Source organism: Hymenobacter lapidiphilus, from assembly GCF_013377885.1.
Taxonomy (GTDB): domain Bacteria; phylum Bacteroidota; class Bacteroidia; order Cytophagales; family Hymenobacteraceae; genus Hymenobacter; species Hymenobacter lapidiphilus.
This window is the reverse complement of sequence record NZ_JABKAU010000004.1, coordinates 74576-99011: the sequence shown is the minus strand read 5'-3', so window position 1 is coordinate 99011 and position 24436 is coordinate 74576. Positions and strand designations below refer to the sequence as shown.

19 protein-coding genes are annotated in these 24436 nt (G+C 59.6%); 3 read left to right on the top strand and 16 right to left on the bottom strand.

The window, feature by feature from the left end; translation table 11 throughout:
• Positions 1–59: 59 nt before the first annotated feature.
• From ruvA to HW554_RS03230, 8 genes are all read right to left on the bottom strand, one after another.
• A complete protein-coding gene (gene ruvA, locus HW554_RS03265; RefSeq protein ID WP_176906920.1) occupies positions 60–665 on the bottom strand; it encodes a Holliday junction branch migration protein RuvA in 606 nt (201 codons plus the stop codon).
• A 267-nt stretch (positions 666–932) separates the two neighbouring features.
• Complete coding sequence (locus HW554_RS03260; RefSeq protein ID WP_176906919.1) at positions 933–3209, bottom strand: NADP-dependent malic enzyme; 2277 nt, start codon at positions 3207–3209, stop codon at positions 933–935.
• A 155-nt stretch (positions 3210–3364) separates the two neighbouring features.
• Positions 3365–3697 carry a hypothetical protein gene (locus HW554_RS03255; protein ID WP_176906918.1) on the bottom strand — a complete coding sequence of 111 codons (333 nt, stop codon included), beginning with the start codon at positions 3695–3697 and terminating at the stop codon, positions 3365–3367.
• A 324-nt stretch (positions 3698–4021) separates the two neighbouring features.
• On the bottom strand, positions 4022–4555 hold the full coding sequence (locus HW554_RS03250) for a hypothetical protein (protein WP_176906917.1): 534 nt from the start codon (positions 4553–4555) through the stop codon (positions 4022–4024).
• 532 nt (positions 4556–5087) lie between these two features.
• Complete coding sequence (locus HW554_RS03245; protein ID WP_176906916.1) at positions 5088–7067, bottom strand: LysM peptidoglycan-binding domain-containing protein; 1980 nt, start codon at positions 7065–7067, stop codon at positions 5088–5090.
• A 192-nt stretch (positions 7068–7259) separates the two neighbouring features.
• Positions 7260–8678, bottom strand: coding sequence for an Asp-tRNA(Asn)/Glu-tRNA(Gln) amidotransferase subunit GatA (gene gatA / locus HW554_RS03240; protein WP_176906915.1), 1419 nt, complete (start codon positions 8676–8678; stop codon positions 7260–7262).
• Between the two features lie 135 nt (positions 8679–8813).
• Positions 8814–9182: a Sec-independent protein translocase subunit TatA/TatB gene (locus HW554_RS20915; protein WP_317170817.1), complete on the bottom strand. Its 369-nt coding sequence runs from the start codon at positions 9180–9182 to the stop codon at positions 8814–8816.
• A 17-nt stretch (positions 9183–9199) separates the two neighbouring features.
• Positions 9200–9433 carry a Sec-independent protein translocase subunit TatA/TatB gene (locus HW554_RS03230; protein ID WP_176897135.1) on the bottom strand — a complete coding sequence of 78 codons (234 nt, stop codon included), beginning with the start codon at positions 9431–9433 and terminating at the stop codon, positions 9200–9202.
• A 309-nt stretch (positions 9434–9742) separates the two neighbouring features.
• Between HW554_RS03230 and HW554_RS03225 the strand changes: the two genes are divergently transcribed.
• Complete coding sequence (locus HW554_RS03225) at positions 9743–10699, top strand: GAF domain-containing DNA-binding protein (RefSeq protein ID WP_176906913.1); 957 nt, start codon at positions 9743–9745, stop codon at positions 10697–10699.
• 369 nt (positions 10700–11068) lie between these two features.
• Here the strand turns inward: HW554_RS03225 and HW554_RS03220 are convergent, their stop codons facing one another.
• The 7 genes from HW554_RS03220 to HW554_RS03190 all read right to left on the bottom strand — a co-directional run bounded on the left by HW554_RS03220 (position 11069) and on the right by HW554_RS03190 (position 19328).
• Positions 11069–12439, bottom strand: a complete 1371-nt coding sequence (locus HW554_RS03220; protein ID WP_246285080.1) for a murein hydrolase activator EnvC family protein — start codon at positions 12437–12439, stop codon at positions 11069–11071.
• Entirely contained in the window at positions 12423–13193 is a 771-nt protein-coding gene (locus tag HW554_RS03215; protein ID WP_176906912.1) for a DUF4292 domain-containing protein, read from the bottom strand. Before HW554_RS03215 ends, HW554_RS03220 begins: the two co-directional genes overlap by 17 nt.
• A complete protein-coding gene (locus HW554_RS03210; RefSeq protein ID WP_176906911.1) occupies positions 13186–15024 on the bottom strand; it encodes a tetratricopeptide repeat protein in 1839 nt (612 codons plus the stop codon). Before HW554_RS03210 ends, HW554_RS03215 begins: the two co-directional genes overlap by 8 nt.
• A gap of 225 nt (positions 15025–15249) precedes the next feature.
• A complete protein-coding gene (locus tag HW554_RS03205) occupies positions 15250–16263 on the bottom strand; it encodes a sugar phosphate nucleotidyltransferase (protein ID WP_176906910.1) in 1014 nt (337 codons plus the stop codon).
• Positions 16264–16394: 131 nt separating this feature from the next.
• Entirely contained in the window at positions 16395–16829 is a 435-nt protein-coding gene (gene dut / locus HW554_RS03200; RefSeq protein WP_176897125.1) for a dUTP diphosphatase, read from the bottom strand.
• Positions 16830–16926: 97 nt separating this feature from the next.
• Complete coding sequence (locus HW554_RS03195) at positions 16927–18426, bottom strand: polysaccharide biosynthesis C-terminal domain-containing protein (RefSeq protein ID WP_176906909.1); 1500 nt, start codon at positions 18424–18426, stop codon at positions 16927–16929.
• Positions 18427–18536: 110 nt separating this feature from the next.
• Positions 18537–19328 (bottom strand): enoyl-CoA hydratase-related protein, encoded by a 792-nt coding sequence (locus HW554_RS03190; RefSeq protein WP_176906908.1) that lies wholly within the window; start codon positions 19326–19328, stop codon positions 18537–18539.
• Between the two features lie 258 nt (positions 19329–19586).
• Between HW554_RS03190 and mscL the strand changes: the two genes are divergently transcribed.
• Together mscL and HW554_RS03180 are read left to right on the top strand one after the other, a co-directional pair.
• A complete protein-coding gene (gene mscL / locus HW554_RS03185) occupies positions 19587–20012 on the top strand; it encodes a large conductance mechanosensitive channel protein MscL (RefSeq protein ID WP_176906907.1) in 426 nt (141 codons plus the stop codon).
• A gap of 173 nt (positions 20013–20185) precedes the next feature.
• On the top strand, positions 20186–20665 hold the full coding sequence (locus HW554_RS03180) for a hypothetical protein (RefSeq protein WP_176906906.1): 480 nt from the start codon (positions 20186–20188) through the stop codon (positions 20663–20665).
• A gap of 252 nt (positions 20666–20917) precedes the next feature.
• On the opposite strand, the gene infB is transcribed toward HW554_RS03180, so the two are convergent.
• Positions 20918–24043: a translation initiation factor IF-2 gene (gene infB, locus HW554_RS03175; RefSeq protein ID WP_176906905.1), complete on the bottom strand. Its 3126-nt coding sequence runs from the start codon at positions 24041–24043 to the stop codon at positions 20918–20920.
• Between the last annotated feature and the right edge of the window lie 393 nt (positions 24044–24436).

Sequence of the window (24436 nt, the reverse complement as noted above, 5' to 3'; positions counted from 1 at the left end):
TCAGCCCCGCAAATTCCCTAATCACTAACAACTCATCACTGACAACTAACAACTCATCCTTAACCGGACTTAAGAGCGAATTTAATCAATTCCTCTACCGTCAGGTCGTTGCCGTGCTTGCGTTGGATCTGGTCGAGCGACTTTTCGGCCGCTGCCCGTGCGAAGCCCAGCATCACTAAAGCGGCTAACGCCTCCGAGCGGCTGGTATTGTGCGCCTTGGCCAGTGGCACGGTATCGATGCCAGCTTTGGCCAGCAGCTCGTCTTTGCGCAGCTTGTCTTTGAGCTCCAGAATTACGCGCTGGGCCGTTTTGGGGCCCACGCCCTTGATGCTCTGGATGGCCCGTACGTCTTCGCTCACAATGGCCTGCCGGATTTCCCCCACCGACATCGACGACACCATCACGATGCCCGTGCCCGGCCCGATGCCCGACACCGAAATCAGCAGCATAAACAGCGCCTTTTCGTTGGGGTCGAGGAAGCCGTAGAGCGTCTGCCCGTCTTCCTTGATGTGCTGGTAGGTGTAGAGCTTGATTTTCTCTTCCTCGGCCGGCAGCTTGGCATAGGTGGCCAGTGAAATCCGGATTTCGTAGCCGATGCCCTGCACGTCGAGAATAGCCTGGGCGGGGTCTTTGTAGGCGAGCTTGCCGTCAACGTAAGCAATCATGCGGGGTGGGAGCGGAGTAGAGGAAACGGGGTGGAAACGGCCGAACGCGACGCTGGCCGCTTTGGTGCCAAGTTAGGCACTTTAGAAAGGAGTGGAAAGAGAAGCGCGTAGAAAGAAGGGAGTGCAGCAAAGGCTGGGAAGCAGGAATGTCATTCAGAGCGAAGCGAAGAATCTCGCGGCCCCAAGTAACCCTGCTGTCAGGAGTTAGTGTGGCCCGCGAGATTCTTCGCTTCGCTCTGAATGACGTTCTTTCCTGGTCCTTGCTGCTTACAGCCCTTTGTTGCCGGGCTGCTGGGCATCGACTACGGCAATGGCGGCCATGTTCACGATTTCACGCACCGAGGCACCGAGCTGCAGAATGTGCACCGGCTTGCGCATGCCCATCAGCACCGGCCCGATGGCCTCGGCACCCCCAATTTCCTGGAGCACCTTGTAGGCAATGTTGCCGCTGATAACGTTGGGGAAAATGAGCGTGTTGGCCCCGCCTTTGGCCGCCAGCGGCGAGAAGGGGTACTGCTCCTGCAGCAGCTCGGGGTTGAGGGCGGTGTTGGCCTGCATCTCGCCATCAATTAGCAGGTCGGGGTAGCGCTGCTTGGCCATTTCGGTGGCGCGGCGGGCTTTGTCGGGCAGTTCGCCGGGGTTCGAGCCGAAGTTGGAGTAGCTGATAACGGCCACCCGCGGCTCGGCGTCAAAGAACTTCACGGCCCGGGCCGTCAGTCCGATAATGTCCACCATTTCTTCGGCCGAAGGGTCGATGTTGACGGTGGTATCGGCGAAGAAGAACGGCCCTTTTTTGTGCTGGATGATGTACATCGAGGCCACCCGCTTGGCGCCCTCGGCCACCCCAATTACCTGCAGCGCCGGCACGATAGACTTGCCGTAGTCCTTGCTCAGGCCTGTAATAAAGGCATCAGCATGGCCGGCTTCCAGCATCATAGCCCCAAAGTAGTTCCGCTCGCGCAGCAGCCGGCGGCCCTCATATATTGTAATGCCCCGGCGCTGCCGCTTTTGGTAAAACAGCTCGGCGTACTCTTCGCGCTTGGCTTCCTCGCGGATGATGTCGATTATTTCGCAGCCTTCGAGGTCGAGGGACGTTTCGGCTGCGATGCGCTCAATTTTGTTGCGGTTGCCCAGCAGAATAGGAAAGGCAATACCCTCCTCGCGCAGAATCTGGGCGGCCTTGAGGGTTTTGTATGTGTCGCCTTCGGCAAACACCACCCGCTTGGGGTTGCTACGCGCCGCCGACGTCATGCGGTTCATCAGTTTCTGGTTCACGCCCAGCCGCGCCCGGATGTCGTCCTCGTAGCCGGCCCAGTCGGTAATGTGCACCCGGGCCACGCCGCTGTCCATGGCCGCTTTGGCCACAGCCGGGCTCACGGTGGTAATCAGGCGCGGGTCGAGGGGCTTGGGAATGAGGTAGGTGCGGCCGAAGCTCAGCGTATTGTCGCCGTAGGCGCGGTTCACCATCTCGGGCACTGCCTCCTTGGCCAAGTCCGAGAGGGCGCGCACGGCGGCCAGCTTCATTTCCTCGTTTATTTCGGTGGCCCGCACATCCAGCGCCCCCCGGAAAATGTAGGGGAAACCGAGCACGTTATTCACCTGGTTGGGGTGGTCGGTGCGGCCGGTGGCCATAATCAGGTCGGGCCGGGTAGCCATGGCTATTTCGTAGCCGATTTCGGGGTCGGGGTTGGCCAGCGCAAACACAATGGGGTCGGCGGCCATCTTCAGTAGCAGCTCGGGCGCCAGCACATTGCCAGCCGACAGGCCCAGGAACATGTCGGCCCCTTCCAGCGCCTCGGCCATCGTGCTGATGGGCCGCTCGGTGGCGAAGAAGAGCTGCATGTCGGCTAGGTCGGTGCGGGCCGGCGTAATGAGGCCGTCTTTGTCGAATACCACCACATTCTCGCGCCGCACGCCCAGCGCCAGGTACAGGCGCAGGCACGAAATGGCCGCTGCGCCTGCTCCGCTCACCACCAGCTGAATCTGCTCAATCTGCTTGCCCACCACTTCCAGCGCGTTCAGCAGCGCCGCCGACGTGATGATGGCCGTGCCGTGCTGGTCGTCGTGCATGAGCGGAATGTTCATCTGCTCGCGCAATGCCGTCTCAATCCGGAAGCACTCGGGGGCCTTGATGTCTTCCAGGTTGATGCCGCCAAACGTTGGCTCCAGCGACTTCACGATACGGATAAACTCGTCGGGGTCGGTCGCATCAATCTCAATATCGAAGCAGTCGATGCCCGCGAACTTCTTGAACAGTACGCCCTTGCCTTCCATTACCGGCTTGGAGGCCTCGGGCCCGATATTGCCCAAACCCAGCACCGCCGTGCCATTGCTGATAACGCCCACCAGATTGCCCTTGGCCGTGTACTTGTACACGGCATTCTTGTCGGCGGCAATTTCCTTGCACGGCTCGGCCACGCCCGGCGAGTAGGCCAGGGCCAGGTCGAGCTGGGTGCTCACGGGCTTGGTCGGCACCACCTCAATTTTACCGGCCGGCGTGCGGGAGTGGTAATCGAGGGCGTCCTGTTTGTTTATTTTGAGCATGAGGCAGGGCAGAAGATGAGCTTCCGAAGAAAAGAACAAGGAAGCAAGATGCGGCAAAATGAGCCGGCTTCAAAGGTACAAGCCCCACCCGGAACCGAAAAGCCCCGGACCGGGCAGGGTTCGGGGCTTTCTGAACACGGGGAGGTAACGGCCTGCTAGGGCTTGATGGGTAGGTTGGTGAACTCCCCGCCCACGACGACCACGCTATTTCTGACCGGCAGATTGGGCAACAATTCCGCGTAGGGGTCGGCCACGTTCTTGAAAGTTATTTCGTAGCTGCCGCTGATAAGGTTCCGGGGCCCGTCGTAGGCGGTAATTATCAGGCGGCCTTCGGTAGCATAATCACGGCCTCGATGAATTTTACTCAGCCGGGTGGTAGGCGTAAGGTCGTAGCTCAGCGTGTAAGTGGTCTGCACCTCATCGGCCATTGGTGCCTGTGCCGATTCGGGGGCAAATGTTCCCAGTTTGCCGGGAAAGCTGCTTGGCATCAGAAACCGCACTTGGTTTACCGGCAGATTTCCGGAGCTTAAATACAACGCCATACGGCCGTTTTCCCAGGCTGCCCGTCCCAGTAAATCCTTAGGAGAGTGGCTGATTCCACCAGACTCACGGCTGGCGGGGTAACTCACCATGCTGTACATTTCGTAGGTCGCAACAGGCACCACATACGGAGTCGGATCATCATTCTTCTGGCATGAAGCGCCGACCAAACTCAAAACGGTAAGCACTAAAGAGGGGAGAAGTTTACGCATGTTGGTAGGATAGGGAATAGGAAATCATACTGCGTGAATGCCGAAGAACCCAAAACGGGTTTACTGGACTTTCAGGTTGGTGAACGACCCCGTGATTTCCACGTTGCAGCGCAGTGCATCGCCGCTGGCGCCGTTATCATCGGCCGGGTCAGCCACGTTTTCCAGCTGTGCCTGGTAGGAGCCGGCCAGCAGCTGGCGCTGGGCATCGTAACCCGTAATGGTTAGCTGGCCCCGCATGTTGCGATAGGTAGTGCTGTTGATAGACCCCGCGGCCCGCGACCTGAAAAAGGTATACACACTGGCTACCGGTGCCGCATGGCTGGCCAACGTGCGGAGCTCGTAGACGCCGACAAACGCGGTTGTCAGGCTGGAACGCGGCACCGTGAAGCTGATGGCATCCTTGCCCTCGATTGCGTCGAAATCCAGCTGCAGCTTATCGGTGGCGAGGGTAGCGGTGCTTTGCAGCGTCTTCTGCGAATAGCCCTGCTCGTTGTTGAAGCGGCTGGTCGACAGGTAGGTAGTGGCCCGCTGCATTTCCACCTCCGCTTCCGGCACACCGGGCTGCGGGTCGTCCTCTTTCTGACAGGAAGACATAAATAGAGAGGAAACGATTAACGCGGATAATGATAGGCTTTTGAACATAATAATGCGAGGCAGGTGTAGAAGGATAAAACCAAGCTTTTCAGGAAGTCACCGGAATCAATTAGAACGTCATGCTTCATCTGGCGTCCGCGTAGCCGAAGCATCTCTACCGCTTCGCTGAATGACTGTAACGAAACGGTAGAGATGCTTCGGCTGCGCGGACGCCAGATGAAGCATGACGTTCTTTTGACTTTCTAAACAGCTTCAACGAGTAAATCTAAAGTTGTGCCAGCTTTGATAAAATAGTTCCCTGCCAGGTTGTTTTTTTATTGAGTCGCCTAAAAGTTGTGGACAACCTGCCGTCATCGGGCGCTGGGAATATGCCTGAAATGGTACGTCTGAAGGAAATAAGTGAGGCCCGATGGCGTACCCACATTGAGTACGTCATCGGGCCTCGCTTATTTCCCTCGGTCAGCAGAACCCTCACCGGCTCCTGAAAATTTTCAGGGAGTAGCGGACGGGGCTGAAAGCAGCATCTGTCTCCTCACCCACCCACTACCAGCTTCTGCCCAGGCTGCACGGCATCTGATTTCAGGTTATTTAACTCCCGCAGCCGTTGCACCGTCAGGCCCTGGTAGCGGCGCGAGATATTGTAGAGCGTGTCGCCGGGCTGCACCAAGTGCAGCGGCGGCGCGGAGGGCAATGCTACGGAAGCCGCGGCCGGGGTAGCCGGACGGGCCGCGCGCCGCACCGGAGCCTGAGCGGCCGCTGCTACGTTGCGGGTCGCCTCCGTGAGGTCGGCCACCGCTTCATTTGCGGCTGCTTCCGGCGGGGCTTTCAGCATCAATTCCTGGCCGGGCTGCAACACGTAGCTGCCGAGCTGGTTCCAGGCCTTGAGCTGTGCCACGGTCAGGTCGTTGGCGGTGGCAATCTTCTCCAGAAAGTCACCCGGCTTCACCACGTAGCGGTTGGGTACAGTAGCATTGTCGGTAGCTGCTGAAACTGCGGCCACGGTCCGGCGCACCTCGGCGGCCTGTTTGGCCGGAACGCGGGCCAGCATTTCGGTAGTCGAGTCTGGTTCGGTGGCCGGAGCTACCGAAGCGGCTTTGGTAGCGGCTACCCGAGTCGGGGCTGCTGCCGGCCGAATTACAGCGGCAACCGAAGCGGTGGCTGTGGGTTCGGCCACGGCCGGCAGCGCCCGGAACAGCACCAGCTGCTGCCGGCCCGCCAACGAGGCACCAGAGCCCAGCTTGTTCCAGCGGCGCACCTGGGCCGGACTCACCTTGTAGCGGGCTGCTACCGAATTCACTGTTTCGCCGCGCTTCACCGTATGGCGTAGGCGCTCGAAGCGTGGTTCGGCCGCCGCTGCTGCCGCCGCAGATGAAGAAACCGCCAGGTTGCGGCCGGGGAGTGGCATAATTCCGCTCAGCGCCACCAGGCGCGGGGCCAGTGGGCGGGGCAGGTCGGCCAGCGGGCGGCAGTAATCAAAAAGGGCCTCACGGCTGGCTACGGCCAAAGCGGGGCGGGCGCTGGCTGGCACCTTTAGTATGTAGGGGCGGTAGCCGGCCGGCAGGTAGGGCTTGCGCAGCTCCGGGTTTAGGCGCAGCAGTGCCAGCGAATCGGGAGCACCGATGGCCTGCGCCAGGCGCGTCAGGTCGAAGGGCCGCCCGCCCAGCTGCAGCGTGTCCATTGCCTGGGCATACTGGTAGTTGAGCGTGGGCGCGTGCAGCTGATGCTCCTTGGCGTACTTCATGGCGTACATAATGGCCGTGAAGGTGGGCACGTAGTTGCGGGTTTCAGCCGGGAGGCTGTTATGCACTTCCCAGTAGGTTTTTTTGCCGGTGCGCTTCACTACGCGCTGCATGTTGCCGGCTCCCCAGTTATAGGCAGCCAGCACCATTTCCCAGTCGCCGAACACCCTGTATAGGTAGCGCAGGTGCTTACAGGCCGCTTCGGTAGCCTTTTCGGGGTCCATACGCTCATCTACCCAGTCGTCGCGGTGCAGGCGCAGGTCGTTGGCAGTAGGGCCCATAAACTGCCACAGGCCGGTGGCGCCCACCCGCGACTTGGCCGTCGGAATCAGGGCCGACTCCACCACGGCCAGGTACTTAAGGTCGAGCGGCAGGTTGTATTTGGCCAGGTACTTTTCGAAAAGCGGAAAGTAGAGGTTCTCACGCTCCAGCACCCGCTGCGTGTAGCCCCGCTGCCGCTCGGTAAACAGCTTCACAAAGCTCATCACGTGGTTGTTGAACACGTGGGGCACATCGGTGTCAAAGCAACTCACCCGGTCGCCCACCAGGTCGCGCAGCTCGGGTGGGGTGCGCAGCCACGCCAGCTTCGCCGAGTCGGGTGCCACGGGCGCGGCGGCCAACGAATCGGGCAGCAGCGGCAAAGCAGTCAGCACCGAATCGGAAGGTAGGGCAATCGGGGCTTTTGAAGCGCCAGGCCGCACCTGGGCCCGGGCGGCGGGAACCAACGTGCAGGCCAGCAGAACGGGAGCGGCAAACCGCAGCAACTTCATCATGCTAACTCACTCAAAAGGACAATGGCCGGTTGGCCCAAACGCAAAACGCTGAGCCACAACCCAGCGTTCTGCCAAAAATAGCACAGTTTATCATAACTCCCAGCCCTACGACTTAAAGTAGCACTTCAACAGCAAGCTGCTAGCTGACAGCCGTTACCTATCGTTCGTTGGGCAGAAGTGGGTAGGAGTAAGCTAAAATTTCAACGAGCCGGCAAAGGCTAGCAGCTGCGACTCGCGGAAGGCTCCGGCCAGCACCTGAAGGCCAATCGGGAGGCCCTGCGAATCAAGGCCGTTGGGCACCGAAATGGCCGGTACACCTGCCAACGAGGCCTGAACCGTGAAAATATCGGCCAGGTACATAGACAGCGTGTCGCGGTCTTCGTCGCCTATCTTGAAGGCTGTGGTGGGCGTTGTGGGCAGCACCAGGAAGTCGTAGTCGCGCAGTAGCTCGTCGGTTTTCTCCTTGATGAGCCGACGCACCCGCTGGGCCTTAGTGTAATAGGCGTCGTAGTAGCTGGCACTCAGCACAAACGTGCCCAGTATAATCCGACGCTGTACCTCGGGCCCGAAACCCTGCGAGCGGGTCTTCTTATAAAGTGACTCCAGGTCCGTAACGTCGGGGGCGCGGTAGCCGAACTTCACACCGTCGTAGCGGCTCAGGTTCGAGCTGGCTTCGGCCGTGGTCAGGATGTAATAAGTTGGTACAATGAAGTCGAGGTAAGGAAACTCCACGGCCTCCACCACATGGCCCTGGCCGCGCAGCTGCTCCAGTGTGGCCTCGGTAGCCGCCTTTATTTCGGGGTTGAGACCCGGGCGAACCAGGCAGTCTTGGATGTAGCCGATACGGTACTGGAGCGCGGGCGTCAGCTCCTGGCTGTAGGCGGGCACCGGCTGCTGGCTCACGGTGCTGTCGAACTGGTCGGAGCCGGCCATTACTTCGAGCAGTAGGGCCGCATCCTCTACCGAGCGGGTAAGCGTGCCAATCTGATCAAACGACGAAGCGTAGGCCACCAGTCCGTAGCGGGAAATGCGCGAATACGTGGGTTTGAAGCCTACGATACCGCAAAAAGCCGCTGGCTGGCGCACCGAGCCACCTGTGTCGGAGCCAATCGAGGCCAGGCACATATCGGCCTGCACAGCCACTGCCGAGCCACCCGACGAACCGCCGGGCACCCGGTCGGGGGCTAGGGCATTTCGAGCGGGCCCGAAATAGGAGCTTTCGTTGGAAGCGCCCATGGCAAACTCGTCGCAGTTCTGGCGACCAATCAGAATGGCGTCCTCATCGAGCAGCCGCTGCACGGCCGTGCCAGTAAACAGCGACTTGAAGCCGTCGAGGATGCGGCTGCTGCTTTGCAGCGCGTGGCCTTCATAAGCCAGCACATCTTTCAGGCCGATAACCATGCCGGCAAGCTTGCCAGCGGTGCCAGCGGCCAGCTTCGCATCGACGGCCACGGCCTGGGCGCGAGCCTCCTCAGGCCACACTTCCAGAAAAGCGTTGAGGTTTTCCTGCCGGGCGATATTGTTGAGATAGTGCTCAACCAGCTGCTGGCACGATGCGGTGCCGGCGGCAATGTCGCGGCGTACTTCGGAAAGGGAATCGAAACGTCTCAAGACGAAGAAATTAAAGAGGAGGCCTGCGAAGCGAGGCGGAAGCGCGAAAATAGCACCCTCACCGCTAAAAACAGAACCGCCGGCAGATTTTGGCTGCCGGCGGTTCGGATATTACGTAGCTAAAAGCTGCTGAAACTAGCTCGTCTGGTCGAGGCGCGAGCGTTCGGGCTCCGTGGCGAGCGGCTCGGGTGTTACAACGGGCGCAATGCCACCATCCATGGGTGGCGCTATAACAGGGGCAGCTTCGGCTACCGGTGCGGCGGGCTGGTAAGCATGCTGCGGCTGCTCCTGAAATTGCTGCTGGTAGGGCTGCTGGGCCGGCTGGCCGTAGTTCTCCACCTCGCTACGAATCTCGCGCGAAGCGTCTTTGAACTCCCGAATACCTTTGCCCAGCCCGCGGGCCAGCTCAGGAATCTTGTTGGCTCCGAAGAAAATCAGGATGACGACCATGATGAGCATAAGCTCAGCACCACCAATGTCGCCTAAAAACAAAAGAACAGGCATTTGCATAACTGAAGGGTTTATTGACGGGGCGCAGCCGGGTCGTTGGGGTTAACCGGGTTTACGGGCCGGTCGCGGAACTCAGGCTTCTCCTCCTTCGAGGCGTCCTTGAACTCGCGGATTCCCTGGCCCATGCCGCGGAACAACTCCGGAATGCGCTTGGCTCCGAAAAGCAGGATGATGGCGAGGCCGATGAGCAGGATTTCGGTACCACCAAAGTTACCGATTCCGAGCAGGAGGGTGGCAAAGTTCATATGTAGCAGACCCGAGGGCCAGAATTAGAAGGTCAAAGCAGAGTATACGCAACACATGCGCGGGTAGATTGTAAAGGTACCCCATAATTTGAAAAACAGTTCCGTCAACCCAGCCATAACAGTACAGTTGGTGCAGCCAGCCGCGTTTTCAATCCGGTGCTTATTCCAGACGAAGACCCCAGCCAGTAAAGGAGGCTATTGATCCGGTAAAAGGCCCGCTTTAGCGGTTTCACCCAGTTTAAATGGGGGGTGCTGTGTTATTTAGTGATTCCAGAAGGCCGTTTCCCTCTTATATCTTACTGCCATATTATGTTGTTGGAAGAAGCAACTTCCTATCCCAGGGTGCAGGCCGGCCTTTCGCGGGCTCAGGAAATTCGGCGCCTCACGGCTCTGCAATCCTATGAAATCCTGGACACCACCCAGGAGGCCGCCTTCGACGATTTGGCGCGGCTGGCCTCTGTGATCTGCAACACGCCCGTCTCCTTGGTTTCGCTACTCGATGGTGAGCGGCAGTGGTTTAAAGCCCGCACCGACTGCCATTGGCCCGCCAGCACGCCCCGCGAGCTGGCTTTCTGCCAGCACGCCATCCAGGGCCGCACGCTCTACGAAGTAGAAGATGCTGCCTGCCACCCTTTGTTCGAGCACAACCAGATGGTAACCGGCGAGCCTAACATCCGCTTCTATGCCGGCTACCCGTTGCTCACGCCCCAGGGCGATGCGCTGGGGACACTCTGCGTTATCGATACCGTGCCCCGCCGTCTTACCGACGGCCAGCGCGATGCCCTGGCCGTGCTGAGCCGCGAGGTGGTAGCCCACCTGGAACTGCGCCGGGCCCGCCTCGAGCTGGAGCAGGAGCGCCGCAAGCTCGATGACCTGCTGCGCCTGGCCAATGACACGGCCGAGAGCCTGTACCTCAGCAAAAGCCAGAACGAAATCTTCATCAAGCAGGATAGCAAGCTGCTGCGCCTGAAAACGGCCGACATCCGCTATGTGGAGGCGTTGGGCGACTACGTGAATATTTACGCAGGCCCCGAACGGTATACCATCTACAGCACGATGAAGGAGCTGGAGTCCCGACTGCCGACCCGCGACTTTGCCCGGGTGCATCGCAAGTACATCGTGCGCCTCGACCGTATTATTGCCATTGAGAGCGACGCGCTGCTGGTGGAGGCCGACCGTGGTGCCGAAGGTGGCCCCAGCCTGCTGCCCGTGCCCATCGGCAACTCATTTAAAGCCGGGCTGCTAAGTCGGCTCAACCTTGTCTGAACCGGTTGGTCCGGCCGCAACGCACTAATAGCGCTTTTCACCGAGAGAAAAAGGGTATTGGGCGAAATTGGCATTGGGTGGGCTTTGCCCTCCAGTATCTTTCACCTGGTTATCGGGAGTTTACCTTATCTGCGGGCGGTTAGTATAGCCGCACGCCGGTAGCGGGGGATTCCGGTAGCTAAGTTTGTTTTCATAGCTTAGAAAGCCCGGTTCCTTTGGAGCCGGGTTTTTTTATTGGTGAGGCAGTTCAGAAAGGCATCAAAACCCAAAAGAAGGTGAGGCCGATCTTCCCGAAGCCCCACCTTCTTTTGGGTTTCCAAACCACCTCGCTGGTTGAAGAGGAACAATGTTCCTCACCATCAGTAGCGCTTACTTGCGGCCGAGCCAGTTTTCGGGGTTGAGATTGGCACTGTTGCGCCACACCTGGAACTGTACTTCGGAGGTGCCCTCGGCGTTGGTCGAAACCGTACCCAGGGTCTGGCGGGCCTCAACTGTCTGGCCCTCGCTCACGCTCACGTTGCGCAGCTTGGCGTACACCGTGAAGTAGTCGCCGTGCTGCACCATCACGATGTTGCCCATGCCTGGCACGCTGGCCACCGTCAGCACCTTGCCGCTGAATACGGCCCGAACCGATTCGCCGGAGTTGGTCTGAATATCGACGCCGCGGTTCTCGACCACCACGTTTTTGAGTACCGGGTGGTTGTGGCGGCCGAAGCGCTGACTGATAAAGCCTTTGCCCACGGGCCAGGGCAGGCGGCCCCGGTTGTCGGTGAAGGAAGCGGCCAGCTTGGCCGTTTCGGGCGTCAGTGTTACACGGTCGGTGCGTTCGGCCTTAGTGGCGGCGGCTTCTTCAGCGGCGGCGGTAGTAGGGGTGCGCGAGGTGGCACCGGGGCTGCGGCCGGCGTTGGCCGCCACTTCGGCGGCGCGGGCCCTGGCCGCTGCCCGCCGTGCGGCTTCGCGGGCGGCGCGGGCAATTTCCTCGCGTACGCGCAGCGCAATCAGGTTATCGAGCCGGCTGATGGCCCGCTGCCGGTTGGCCAGCTCCTTACGCAGGCCTTCTTCCTGCTGAGTGAGTTTGGTAATCACTTGGTTCTGCTGCACTCTCAGCGTAGTCAGGGTCTTCTTTTCGGAGAGCTGGGTACTGAGTAGCGAGCCTTTTTCCTGGCGCTGCTGCTGCAGGCCGGTCAGCTGCTGGCCCAGGCGCTGCTGGGTTTGGGTAATCTGTTTGGCCTGGGCTTGGCGCACCTCGGTGTACTGCCGGATGTAGCGCAAACGCAGCAGGAACTGGTTGAACGATTCGGCCGCAAACAAGAACATAAGGCGGTTGTAGCCGTTGGCCGTTTTCGAGCCGGCATAAATCAGACGGGCATACTCGGCCTTGAGGCGCTCCAGGCGCTGGCGCGTCTGCTGCACCTGGCCTTCGGTCTGCTGCACGTCGCCTTCAATATAGCGCAGCTCCGAGCTGATGTTTTTGATGACGCCCTGCTGCACCACCAGCTTCTCCTGAATGGCGTTGAGCTGCCCCACTGACGCCTGCTTTTTCTGCTGGGTCTGGGCCAGAATGCGGCTGGTTTCCTTGATGCGCTTGAGGTTGGCGCGCCGCTCGCGCTCCAGCTGGGCTTTGCTTTTTTTGGCGGCCGGGGCCTTTTTTTGGGCCAGCGCTACCGGAGCGGTTGGGCCAACCAGCAGCAGCAAGAGCAGTAACAGCAGCAGCCGGCCGGTTTTACTTCTTGCGTGCATAGCCTTTGGGTACGGAAAACGGGAATTGCAGCCGGCCCTTGTCCAGGTCGACGGCCCGGTAGGTGAGCGTGACCAGCGTAGGCGGCTGCTGGCGCTGCTGTACCTGCACCTGCGTTTCGAAGGCGAAGGGCTGCGGATTGCTTTCAAGCTGGCGGAAATCGGCATAGTCGACCGTTACCTGGTTGGCCTGCACCGAGTCCTGCACCAGTAGTTGGCGCGGGCGGCCCTGGGCCAGATCCACGAGCTGCATAATCAGCAAGCCGGCCTGTTCGTAGCGCACCCGCTGCACCGTGCCCTCGGTTGTTATGGCCGGCTGGGTGTTGGGGCTGATGGGGGCCAGGTAATTGCCCAGCAGCAGCGCCTGCAGCATATCGAAGGTAACGGGTACGTTCAGCCGCTGGCTGAGGTAGGCAAAGTCGCCCGAATAGTACTCGCGGCGCAGCTTGTCAATCACCTGCACCGAGTCGCGGGTGATGTAGAGTCGCCCGCCCTCAATGCCCAGCAACGACGCCGACAGCCAGATAGCACTGTCTTTGCGCATCCGCAGGTTCACGTTGGCAGTTTGGTCGCCAAACTGGGCTTTACCCTTGGCCGTCATGAATTGAAAATCGAGGTTGACGGCCTTCACGGCCTCCGGCACCGGGTTGGTGGCCGATGGCTGGCTGGCATCCGGCAGCAGCTTTTTGGTGCAACTGCCGAGCAGTAGCGGCAGGGCCAATAGTACGCTCAGCAGCAGCGCGGGGCGGTTATTCATACAGCTTTTTGTCCTTTATTTTTCGGTTGATGAGCGCCGAGGCACCCCCTTTCTGGTCGGCCCGCTGCCACTCGGCTACGGCCTTCTCCTTGTCGCCGAGCTGAAACAGCACGTCGCCGTAGTGTTCCACAATGGTGGCATCGGAGGAGTAGCGCAGGGCCGTTTCGAGGGCCCGGCGGGCACCGGCGTAGTCTTTCAGCTGGTACAATACCCAGGCGTAGGTGTCGAGGTATGTAGGGTTCTCAGGAAACTGCTTCACCAGCTTGCCCGACATTTCCTTGGCCTTGTCCAGCTTTTCGCGCCTTATCGACAGAAAGTAGCTGTAGTTGTTGAGGGCCTGGGCGTTGTTGGCATCGAACGTCAGAGCCGATTCGTAAGCGGCATCCGATTTGGGATAGTCCTTCAATTCATGGTACACGTCGCCGAGCTGGGTATCGAACTGGGCCAGCAGTTCGGGGTTGTCGGTGGCCAGCTTGCGGCCGTACTCAAACGACTTAACGGCCTTGGCCGGCTGTTTTTCCAGCTGATGGCCGACCCCGTTGTAAAACCAGAGCGGTGCCTGGTTCGGAAACAGCTCCAGCGCCTGCGTGGTATGGGCCAGCAACGAGTCGGTCTGGCTCAGCTCGGCGTCAATAAGCACCACCTGCTGCCAGATCTGGTAGCGGGAGTTATCGAGGCGCAGGGCCCGCAGGTAGCTGGCGCGGGCGGCAGCCCGGTTGCCGGTTACAATTTCGATGTCGCCGGCAATGGAAAAGGCTTTGGCCTCGCGCGGATGAACCCGCATGGTAACGGCAGCCAGCCCGCGGGCCATCTCGTTGAGGCCAGGGTCGGGCAGCTGCTTCAGGTACTCAATCAGGATGCGCACCTTGTCGTCAATATCGAGGCTGGGGCTCTCGAAAGCGAGTTTCAGCTGCCGCTCCGATTCGGGCCGGTTGTTCTGGAGCCGGTACACGTCGGCCAGAATCATGCGGGCCCGGGGGTTGTCGGGGTCGGAGCGCAGGGCCTGGTTGGCCACCCGCACGGCATCATCGAAGCGGCGGTTGGTGGCGTATAGCTGGGCCTGGGCCAGCACATAGCGCGGCTCGTCGGGGTTCGATTTGATGAGCGATTCGCCTTCCAGCAGTGCTTGGTCGAGCTTGTTCTGGCGCAGGTAAATCTGCTGTTTCTTAAACGATATTTCGTCTTGGGGCCCAAATTTCTGCTCGGCCTGCCCGAACGTCGTCAGGGCTTCATCGAGCCGGCCCTGGGCCACGTACAGGTCAGCCAGGTTGAACAGGTAGTAGTTGGAGTCGGGGACCTGCCCGATAAGCGCGGTATATACTTTGGTGGCCTCCTCGTACTGTTTCTGCGAGGTGTAAATCTGGGCCAGCAGCAGGTAATAGTAAGCGTTTTGCGGATCGAGCCGCACGGCAGCCCGCCCAAAGTTGGTGGCATCCTGCAGGTTTCCGCTGAGCAGGTTGGCCTCCGCAATCTTGTAGTTAACGGCCGCATTGCCCGGGTTCAGCGCATAGGCCTTCAGCAGGCGCTCCAGGGCCTTATTGTAGTCTTCGAGCAGCACATAGCGCACGCCATCCACGAAGTAGGACTCGCTCATCTCACGCTCCTTGGGCGTGAGTACCCGCGGCTGCCGGGCAGCTTCATCGAGCGTGGCCCGGCGCGCCAGCTCACGGCGCTCTTTGCGGCTGAGCTTGCCCGATTTGGCTTCGGGCTTGCTCTCGGGCCTGGCCTCGGCCGGCCGGGCCGCCGGGGCAGGCTTACGCTGGGCATACCCTGGCCCGGCCAGTAGCAGGCTCAACAGGAAGGGCAGCAGCAACGCACGGAAAAGGACCATAGGAAAAGCAGATAAGCCGGGAGCAAGGGCCTGCCGTGAAGATAAAGAAAAGGCCGGCGGCCAGCTATAAAACAGAAGGTGGCCGCAAAACAGTACGTCATCCGGAGCGAGGCGAATAAGGTGGCGCAATGACCTTGAAACGATTGTCGTTCAACGGGTTAACGCCACCTTATTCGCCTCGCTCCGAATGACGTACTGCTGGATAACAGCAAACGGCGCGAAATATTACAACCGCATCGTGTTATAGTCGCCCACGCTCAGGTCCAGCGACTTACCGCTGAGTGTAGCGTGCGAGCCAATCATGGAGCCCGCGACGTTGGCGTGTTCGATGGTAGCCGACTGCTGCACAATGCTATTGGCCACCACCGAACCAGTAATGCTGCTGCCGTCACCAACCGATACATGCGGGCCCACTACCGAGTTGGTAATCGTCACGTTTTCACCCAAGTACACCGGCTCAATAATAACCGAGTTGGTTACCTGAGCCGAGGAGGCCTTGAGGTTTTCGCCGCGCTCCTGCAGGAACTCCAGGTAGCGCTGGTTGGTGTACACGGTGGCGTCCTTGTTGCCGCAGTCGAGCCACTCGGTTACGCGGCCGGGCACGAACTGGGTGCCCTTGTTCTTCATGTTTTCGAGGGCATTGGTGAGCTGGTACTCGCCTTTGTCCATAATGTTGTTGTCGAGCAGGTACTGCAGCTCACGCTTCAGGTATTCGCCATCCTTGAAGTAGTAGATGCCGATAATGGCCAGGTCCGACACGAACGTCTGAGGCTTCTCCACGAAATCGGTAATCTGACCAGCATCATCGAGTTTCACCACACCGAAGGGCTTAGGGTCCTCCACGCTCTGCACCCAGATGGTGCCATCAACGGATGTGTCGAGCGTGAAATCGGCCTTGAATAGTGTGTCGGCGAAGGCTACCACTACGTGCCCGTCGAGGGCCGACTGGGCACACAGGATGGCGTGGGCCGTGCCCAGAGCTTCATCCTGGTAGCAAATAGTGCCCTTGCCGCCCACCGACTCAGCAATTTTGATGAGGTCCTGCTCCACTTCCTTCCCGAAGCTGCGCCCGATGATGAAGGCCACTTCTTCTACCGGCTCGGCGCATACTTTGGCAATGTCTTCCACCAAGCGGTGCACAATGGGTTTGCCGGCAATCGGAATCAGAGGCTTTGGAACGGTGAGCGTGTGGGGGCGCATGCGCTTACCCATACCAGCCATCGGGACGATAATTTTCATTTAACTAAAATTAAAAGTGAAAAATTAAAAATTGCGAGCGAATCATTACAAAAATCGGCCGTCAATTATCTGCTGAGAAGAGATAAAGTAACCAGTTTTCAATTCTTCGCTTTTAATTTTTAATTCGAAATTTAAACAACGCCCGTACTGCCGTAGCCGCCCGCACCGCGGCCGGTTTCCGACAGAGCCTCGGCCGGCTGCCAGGCTACCACTTCGTGGCGGGCCACCACGAGTTGGGCAATCCGCTCCCCATCCTGCACCACAAACTCCTGGTCCGAGAGGTTAACGAGCAGCACCTTAAGCTCGCCACGGTAATCGGCGTCGATGGTGCCGGGGCTGTTTACGAGGCCGATGCCATGCTTGTAAGCCAACCCACTGCGGGGCCGCACCTGCATCTCGTAGCCCACCGGAATTTCCAGAAACAAGCCTGTTGGAATGAGGGCGCGCTGCAAAGGCCCTAACGTAACTGGCGCGTCGAGGTTGGCCCGCACGTCGAGGCCGGCCGCGTGGGCCGTCTGATACTCGGGCAGTGCGTGGCGCGAGCGGTTGATAACGGGAATCTGCATAGGGCAAAGGTAGGTTTTGAGCCGCAAGCTGTCAGCTACCAGCCGCAAGCACGTTCAAAAAGCTTGCGGCTGGTAACTGACAGCCCGCAACTCAAGACTAGATGCTTCGCAGCCGCCGGCCTTCCACAGCGGCCACCAGACCCACGAAACCCATAGTGAGCAGCGCGTGGAAGCCGTAGCGGCCCCAGCCGGGCGCCACGGGGGCATACCAGCTGACGGCTACCACAGCCACGGCTATCAGCAACCAGATTAGCAGCCGGGCCACCGGGTAGGGCACCGGGAAGTGCCGCTCGCCCAGCCACCAGCATAGTGCGGCCATCATAAAATAGCAGGCCAGCGTGGCCAGCGCCGAGCCCATGTAGCCCAGCAGCGGAATCAGCAGGAAGTTGAGGGCAATGGTGAGCACGGCCCCACCGAAGCTGATGTAGGTGCCATAATACGTCTTATCGGTAAGCTTGAACCACACCGACAGGTTCCAATACACGCCCAGAAACAGGTTGGCCAGCAGCAGCACCGGCACTACGGCCAGCCCTTGCAGGTATTCGGGGCTGCGCAGGAATAGCTGCGCCACAATATCCAGATTCACGCTCACGCCCACGAACAGCATGGCGCAGCACAGCGTGAACCACTTTAGTACCAGGGCAAAAGTACGGGGCGAGTTCTGATCAGTACTCTGGGCGAAAAAGAAGGGCTCGGCCGCATACTTGAAGGCCTGAATAACTAGGCTCATTAGAATACTGAGCTTGTAGCAGGCCCCGTACACGCCTACTGCCGCAAGGCTGCTTTGGCCAGGGTAGAAGCCCTCAGGCAGCCAACGGGGCAACAGAATCCGGTCGAGCGTTTCGTTGACCATACCCGCCAAGCCCATCAGCATGATGGGGTAGGCATATTTAAGCATTGGCCGCAACGGCTCCAGGTTCAGGCGGAAGCTGAAGTCGGTCAGCTCGCGGCCCAGCAGTAGCAGCGTGAAGGCACTGGCCGCCACGTTTGAGATGAAAATATAGCCCACGCCTATACTGGGGTCGTAGATGGCGCGTACCAGTGGCTGCAGCGTCGACAGGTATTTGCCGTCTAGAATATCGGGGCAGGCCACGATAAAAAACAGGTTCAGGCCCACGTTGAGGGCGATGTTGGCCAGCCGGATGGCGGCGAACTTGCGGGCTTTGTTTTCGAGGCGCAGGCGGGCGAAGGGCAATGCCGCCAGCGCGTCAAGGCCCAGAATGGCAGCAATCCAGTAGGCATAGTGCTCGTGGCCGGGAGGTAAGCTCAGCAACCCTGTCAGCGGGCGGGCCAGGATCATTAGCAGTAGCGTCAGTACCACGCTGCTAAGCAACAGCAGCGTCAGGGTCCGGTCGTAGAGTTCCCGCCGGTCGGTAAGAGGGCGGTTGGCGAAGCGGAAATACGTGGTTTCCATGCCGTAGGTAAACACCACGTTCAGAAACGACACGGAGGCAAACAACCCCGTCACGATGCCATACTCGGCCGCCGCAAAACGCTCGGTGTACACACTCACAAGCAGAAAGCTGACCGTACGGCCCAAAATGCTGCTCACCCCATAAATAGCCGTCTGGGAAGCCAGCTTTTTCGCTAAACTCATTTTTCTAATTAAAAATTAGAAGTGAAAAATTAAAAATGGCCGTTGGAATTACTGGGTAATGTTGAATGTGGCCGTCTTATCAGTCAATTTTAATTTTTCGCTTTCAATCTTTAATTACCCGTAAAGGCAGCCGGGCGCTTTTCCAGGAAAGCGGTAGTGCCCTCTTTGAAGTCGTCGGAGGCGAAGCAGCGGCCGAAACCCTGGGCTTCGGTCTGGTAGCCGTGGCGCTGCTGGTCGTAGTAGGCATTAACGGAGTCGAGGCACAGGCCCACGGCCAGCGGAGCCTTACCCAGGATGCGCGCGAGGAGCTGACGGCTGAAATCGAGCAGCTCGGCCTGCGGCACCACGTGGTTGACGAGGCCCAGGCGCAGAGCCTCGTCGGCCTTCACCATGTCGGCCGTCAGCAGCAGCTCAATGGCCTTGCCCTTGCCCACCAGCTGAGCCAGGCGCTGGGTGCCGCCGTAACCCGGAATCAGGCCCAGGTTTACCTCGGGCTGGCCGAAGCGGGCATTGTCGGCGGCTATCCGCATATGGCAGGCCATGGCCAGCTCGCAGCCGCCGCCCAGCGCGAAGCCGTTCACGGCGGCCACCACGGGCTTTCTGCTTTCCTCAATCCGGCCGAATATCTCCTGACCCCGCTCCGACGCTTTGCGGGCCGCCAGCACATCGAGCCCGGCCAGCTCGGCAATATCGGCTCCGGCCACGAAGGCCTTCTCGCCGCTACCCGTTAGCACAATGCCGCGTACCTGCGCATCATCCTGGGCCTGCGCAAAGGCGCTGCCGATGTCCTCGATGGTGGCGGCGTTGAGGGCGTTAAGCTTATCGGGACGGTTAACGGTGATGGTGAGGATACCGGAAGCAGCATTGAGGTCGTAGAGCAGCGTGGCGAAAGAAGCGGGCATAGTGGTGGGAGAGGGTGGGAAACGTTGAAACAGTGCGAGAGCCAAAGATAGAACGAAATGCCGCGCCTCAGTTTGCCCAGCCCACCCGCCGTGGCAGCTGGCCGAACGCCTGAATGGTGGCGTTGGGCGAATTACCGGGCCGGGCTCGAGGCCAAATAGCCACCTTTGGGCGTGGTACTTGCCCAATGTTCGTTTAAATAGCAAAAACTCTATCTTGAATTCGCATTTCTCTCTCTCACTCTCAATCGTTTTTCGCGTATGGGTTTTGTTTCCGAATTCAAGGAGTTCATATCGAAGGGCAATGTGCTCGACCTGGCCGTTGGTGTTATCATCGGCGGGGCTTTCGGTAAAATCGTCGCTTCACTCACTGACGATATTCTGATGCCCATTCTGACGCTGCTTACCGGCGGCCTCGATTTCAAGGAATGGTACCTCTCGCTCGATGGAAATACCTACGCTACATTGGCTTTGGCCAAGGAAGCGAAGGCCGCCACCATCAACTACGGCCTGTTCATGAATGCCATCATCACCTTCCTACTAATGGCTTTCGCCATTTTCTGGCTCGTGAAAATCGCCAACCGCTACAAGAAGCCGCAGGAAGTGGTGGCCGTAGCCGATCCTGCTCCAACTAAGGAGGAAATACTGCTCACCGAAATCCGTGACGCGCTCCGCAATCGGGCCTAAGTTCTAAAGTCCAGCATAACAACGCAGGCGCTGGTTGCCTTCGGGCTGCCGGGGCCGGCGTTGTTAGCATGGGTTGGGCGGCTTACCCGCAACTTTTTGCACGCTTTGAACTAACTTCGTTAGGTGCCAGTTCGTTTGCTGAACTCCCAACTGCTGAACTTTTCGCTGTCTTAATGAACAAATTGCTTTCCCTGCTGGCTCTTGCCGCCGTTACCTGGGCTACTGCCCCCGCCGCCCGCGCCCAAACGGCCGTGCTCGACGGCCAGACCCGCGAGGAAACCCAGGCCCGGCAGTCTACTCAGAAAAAGGCCCGCAAGCGCGGCAAAGCTTCGGCCGACGACGTAGCGAACATGCAGCGCCGCATGAACATGAACGCCGCGGAAAGCAAGCGCGACCAGCAGTTGGAAGTGCTCGATGCCCGCTCGGGGGCAGGTAACTCCAGCCTCAGCCGCGCCGATGGCGGCTACCGCCAGTACGATAAGGGCAGTGGCGGTTTCACGGTGCGCAAGTTTAAAGACAAGCGCGTTGGGGCTAAACCACCCAAGCGCGGCCAGACTCGCCAAGGCGGGTATGTCAATCCTAAGGGCAAACCCATGACTGACAAGCAGAGGAGCAACCGTAACCGCAGTAAAAAAGGCTTTCTGTTTTTTTAAGCAGCTAGAATTGGTGTAGAACCAATGCGCCTATACCTCCTCGCAAAGCAACCGGCCCCTATCCTTCAAAGGACAGGGGCCGGTTGCTTTATAAGCAGACCTGGGGGAGTAGACTGACACCCGCTTATTTCGTTGCCCGTGAAAGCCAATGGCCGCCATCCTACAAATAGGATGGCGGCCATTGGCTTTTTTATAAAAAAGAGCTAGCCAATCAGGCTGCTAAAAGCAGCTTTCTGGCAGCGTAGCAGCTGACTATAGCGTCCGCTTGATCTCCTGCTCTTCGAAGCCTTCGATGTTGTCGCCCTCCTGGAGGTCGTCGAAGTTCTTGAGAGAAATACCACACTCGTAGCCCTGGCGTACTTCCGACACATCGTCTTTGTAGCGCTTAAGGTCTTTGATGTCGCCCGAGTACACCACAATGCCGTTGCGCACCAGGCGCACTTTGGTTTTGCGGGTAAACGTACCGTCGGTAACCATACAGCCACCGATGGCGCCCACCTTGGTGATGTTGAACACCTGGCGAACTTCGGCGTTGGCCACCACCACTTCCTTCACCGTCGGGGCCAGCATGCCTTCCATGGCATCCTTCACCTCGTTGATGGCGTTGTAAATAATGGAATAGAGGCGGATGTCGATCTGCTCCTGCTCGGCCAGCTTGCGGGCACTGATGGAAGGCCGCACCTGGAAACCGATGATGATAGCGTCGGAAGCCGAAGCCAGCAACACATCGGATTCGGAAATGGCACCCACACCCTTGTTGAGGATGTTGATGGCAATTTCCGGGGTGCTGAGCTTGAGCAAGGAGTCGGCCAGTGCTTCCACCGAGCCATCCACGTCGCCCTTTACAATCACGTTCAGCTCCTTGAACGAGCCGATAGCCAGACGGCGACCAATCTCGTCGAGGGTGATGTGCTTCTTGGTGCGCATGCTCTGCTCACGGGCCAGCTGCTGACGCTGGGTGGCCAGTTCGCGGGCTTCGCGCTCCGTTTCCATTACCTGGATTTTGTCGCCGGCCTGGGGTGCGCCCGTCAGACCAAGAACCTGTACCGGGGTTGCCGGGCCAGCTTTCTTCATCTTCTTGCCGCGGTGGTCAGTCATGGCTTTCACACGGCCAAAGTGCGGACCAGCCAGCACGATGTCGCCTACTTCCATGGTGCCGGTCTGCACCAGAATGGTGGTTACGTAGCCACGGCCCTTGTCGAGCGAGGCTTCGATAACCGTACCCACGGCCTTGCGGTCGGGGTTGGCTTTCAGCTCCAGCAGTTCGGCTTCGAGCAGTACTTTCTCCAGCAGGTCATCAATGCCAGCACCGGTTTTGGCCGATACTTCCTGGCTCTGGTACTTGCCGCCCCACTCTTCTACCAGAATGTTCATAACCGACAGCTCCTCGCGCACCTTATCGGGGTTGGCGCCGGGCTTGTCGATTTTGTTGAGGGCAATAACGATGGGTACACCAGCCGCTTGGGCGTGGTTGATGGCTTCCCGGGTCTGGGGCATCACCGAGTCATCGGCCGCTACCACGATAATGGCAATGTCGGTGACTTTGGCACCACGGGCTCGCATGGCGGTAAAGGCTTCGTGACCCGGCGTGTCGAGGAACGTTACGCGCCTGTCCGACTTGGTCATCACGTCGTAGGCTCCAATGTGCTGGGTGATGCCACCGGCTTCACCTTTAGCTACCGTAGCACTCCGGATGTAGTCAAGCAGCGAGGTCTTGCCGTGGTCGACGTGACCCATGATGGTCACGATGGGGGCGCGGGGCTGCAGATCAGCCTCATCATCCTCAATTTCGGCTACTGTCTCCTCTTCCTCGGCCGACAGGAACTCAATATCGTAGCCGAACTCGTCGGCAATTACAGTAATGGCTTCGGCGTCGAGGCGCTGGTTGATGGAGACGAACATGCCCATGTTCAGGCACACCTTAATCACCTCGTTCACCGACACGTCCATGAGCGATGCCAGGTCGTTGGCCGAGATGAACTCGGTTACTTTCAGCGTCTTGGCATCGAGCTCGTTCTGAGCGCGCGTAGCTTCCCGGTCGTCGGCAGCGTTGCTGCGCTTGTCGCGGCGGTACTTGGCGCGGTTCTGCGACTGACCACGGCCGCCGCTGAGCTTGGCCAGCGTAGCCTTGATCTGCTCCTGAATCTGCTTGTCGTTCTGCTCGGGCGTGAGCGGAACGGCCGGCTGACGGGTGTTGGTGTTGCCACCACGACCACCGGTTCCCCGGTTGGCAGCTGGGCCAGTACCAGTCGGACGGGCACCTTGGCTAGGGCTTACTGGACGAGAGTTACCAGTTCCACCAGTCTGGCCGGGGCCATTCATCGGGATACGCTGGCGCTTTTTCTTATCGGCGCTGAGGCCGCTCTTGCGTACATCGGACGAAGCCACCGGACGGGCTCCCCGGCCGCCGCGGCGCGACGAGTCAGTAGGTAGCTCGATTTTGCCCAGTACCGTCAGCCCCTTGAGCTGATCGGCTTTAGCAACGATGGTATTGTCTTCGGCAGGTGTATCGGCAGCCGGCGTGGCCGCGGCCGGAGCAGCAGCCGGTGTAGCCGGAGTGCTGGTAGCAGGCTTGGCTTCGGCCACGGGCTTAGCAGCTTCGGCAGGCTTGGCGGCGGCTTCCGGGGCTTTCGCCTCGGGTACCTTTGTTTCAGTAGGTGCCTTCGCTTCAGTAGGAGCTTTGGCTGCCGGGGCTTTTGCCTCGGGCGCCTTGGCTTCCGAAACCTTGACTTCGGCAGGGGCTTTAGCTTCCGTTGCTTTAGCTTCGGCTACCTTAGGCTCTGCAGCTTTGGGTGCCGGGGCTTTGGCTTCAGGAGCTTTGGCTTCTGCGGCAGCCGCGGGCTTTTCAGCCTTGGGGCGCACAGGACGGCCTTTCGAGTCGAGCTCGATTTTGCCCAGCACCTTCAGGCCTGGCACCCGGGTGGTGTCGGCGGCTTCGGGGGCGGGGGCAGGAGTTGGCTCCGGCGCCGGGGCGGCGGGCTTGGCGGCCACCGGCGCTTCCGGGGCCTTAAGTGGAGTGACGGGGGCCGGCGCGGCGGCGGCAGGAGCAGGCGTAGCGGGAGCCGGTTCAGGCTTAGGCTCGGGAGCCGGGGCAGGCGGCGGCGTCGGCCGGGCAGCCTCAGACGCACGCGACTGAGCCGCAGCGGCTTCCAGCTCGCTCTGGCGCTTGGCCTGGCTGACTTTTTCGGCTTCCTTCTTATCCTGCACCGACGAAGCAAAGGCCTTATTGAGCTGGGTTACCTGCTCGGCCGTTAGCTTGGTCGTTGGTTTGTTTTCGATGGAATGCCCTTTTTCCGTCAGATAATCCACAATCGTGGAGATGCCAACGTTCAGGTCTTTGGCCGCCTGATTTAGCCGTTTAGTTGATGCTTCCGCCATTCTGTGCTCGCGAACGATGCTCTTATTCAGTTGCAAAGGTACTACATTAAATCTTGCCGGGCGACGCTGAAATCAAGCCACCCGGCCCGATTTCAGTGTCCTTGCCGTACCGGCCGCCGCGCACTCATTGCGCGGCGCCGGAATTTGGTGAATCGTCTTTCTTAAGCGGCTCCGAATCCGGGTCGGCATCCGTTGCCGGCTGCTCTGCGGTGGCTTCGGTGGGCGCCTCACTCATTTCGGCTGCTTCGGCTGTTGGTTCAGCAGAAGCTTCAGGGGCCGATGGCTCATCACTTGCTGCGTCGCCTGCGTCGTCGTTGCTGACGATGTTGGCTACTGCATCCGTGTTGCTGATATCTTCGGTACCGTTGTTGGCAGCTGCCGTTTCGTCGTCGC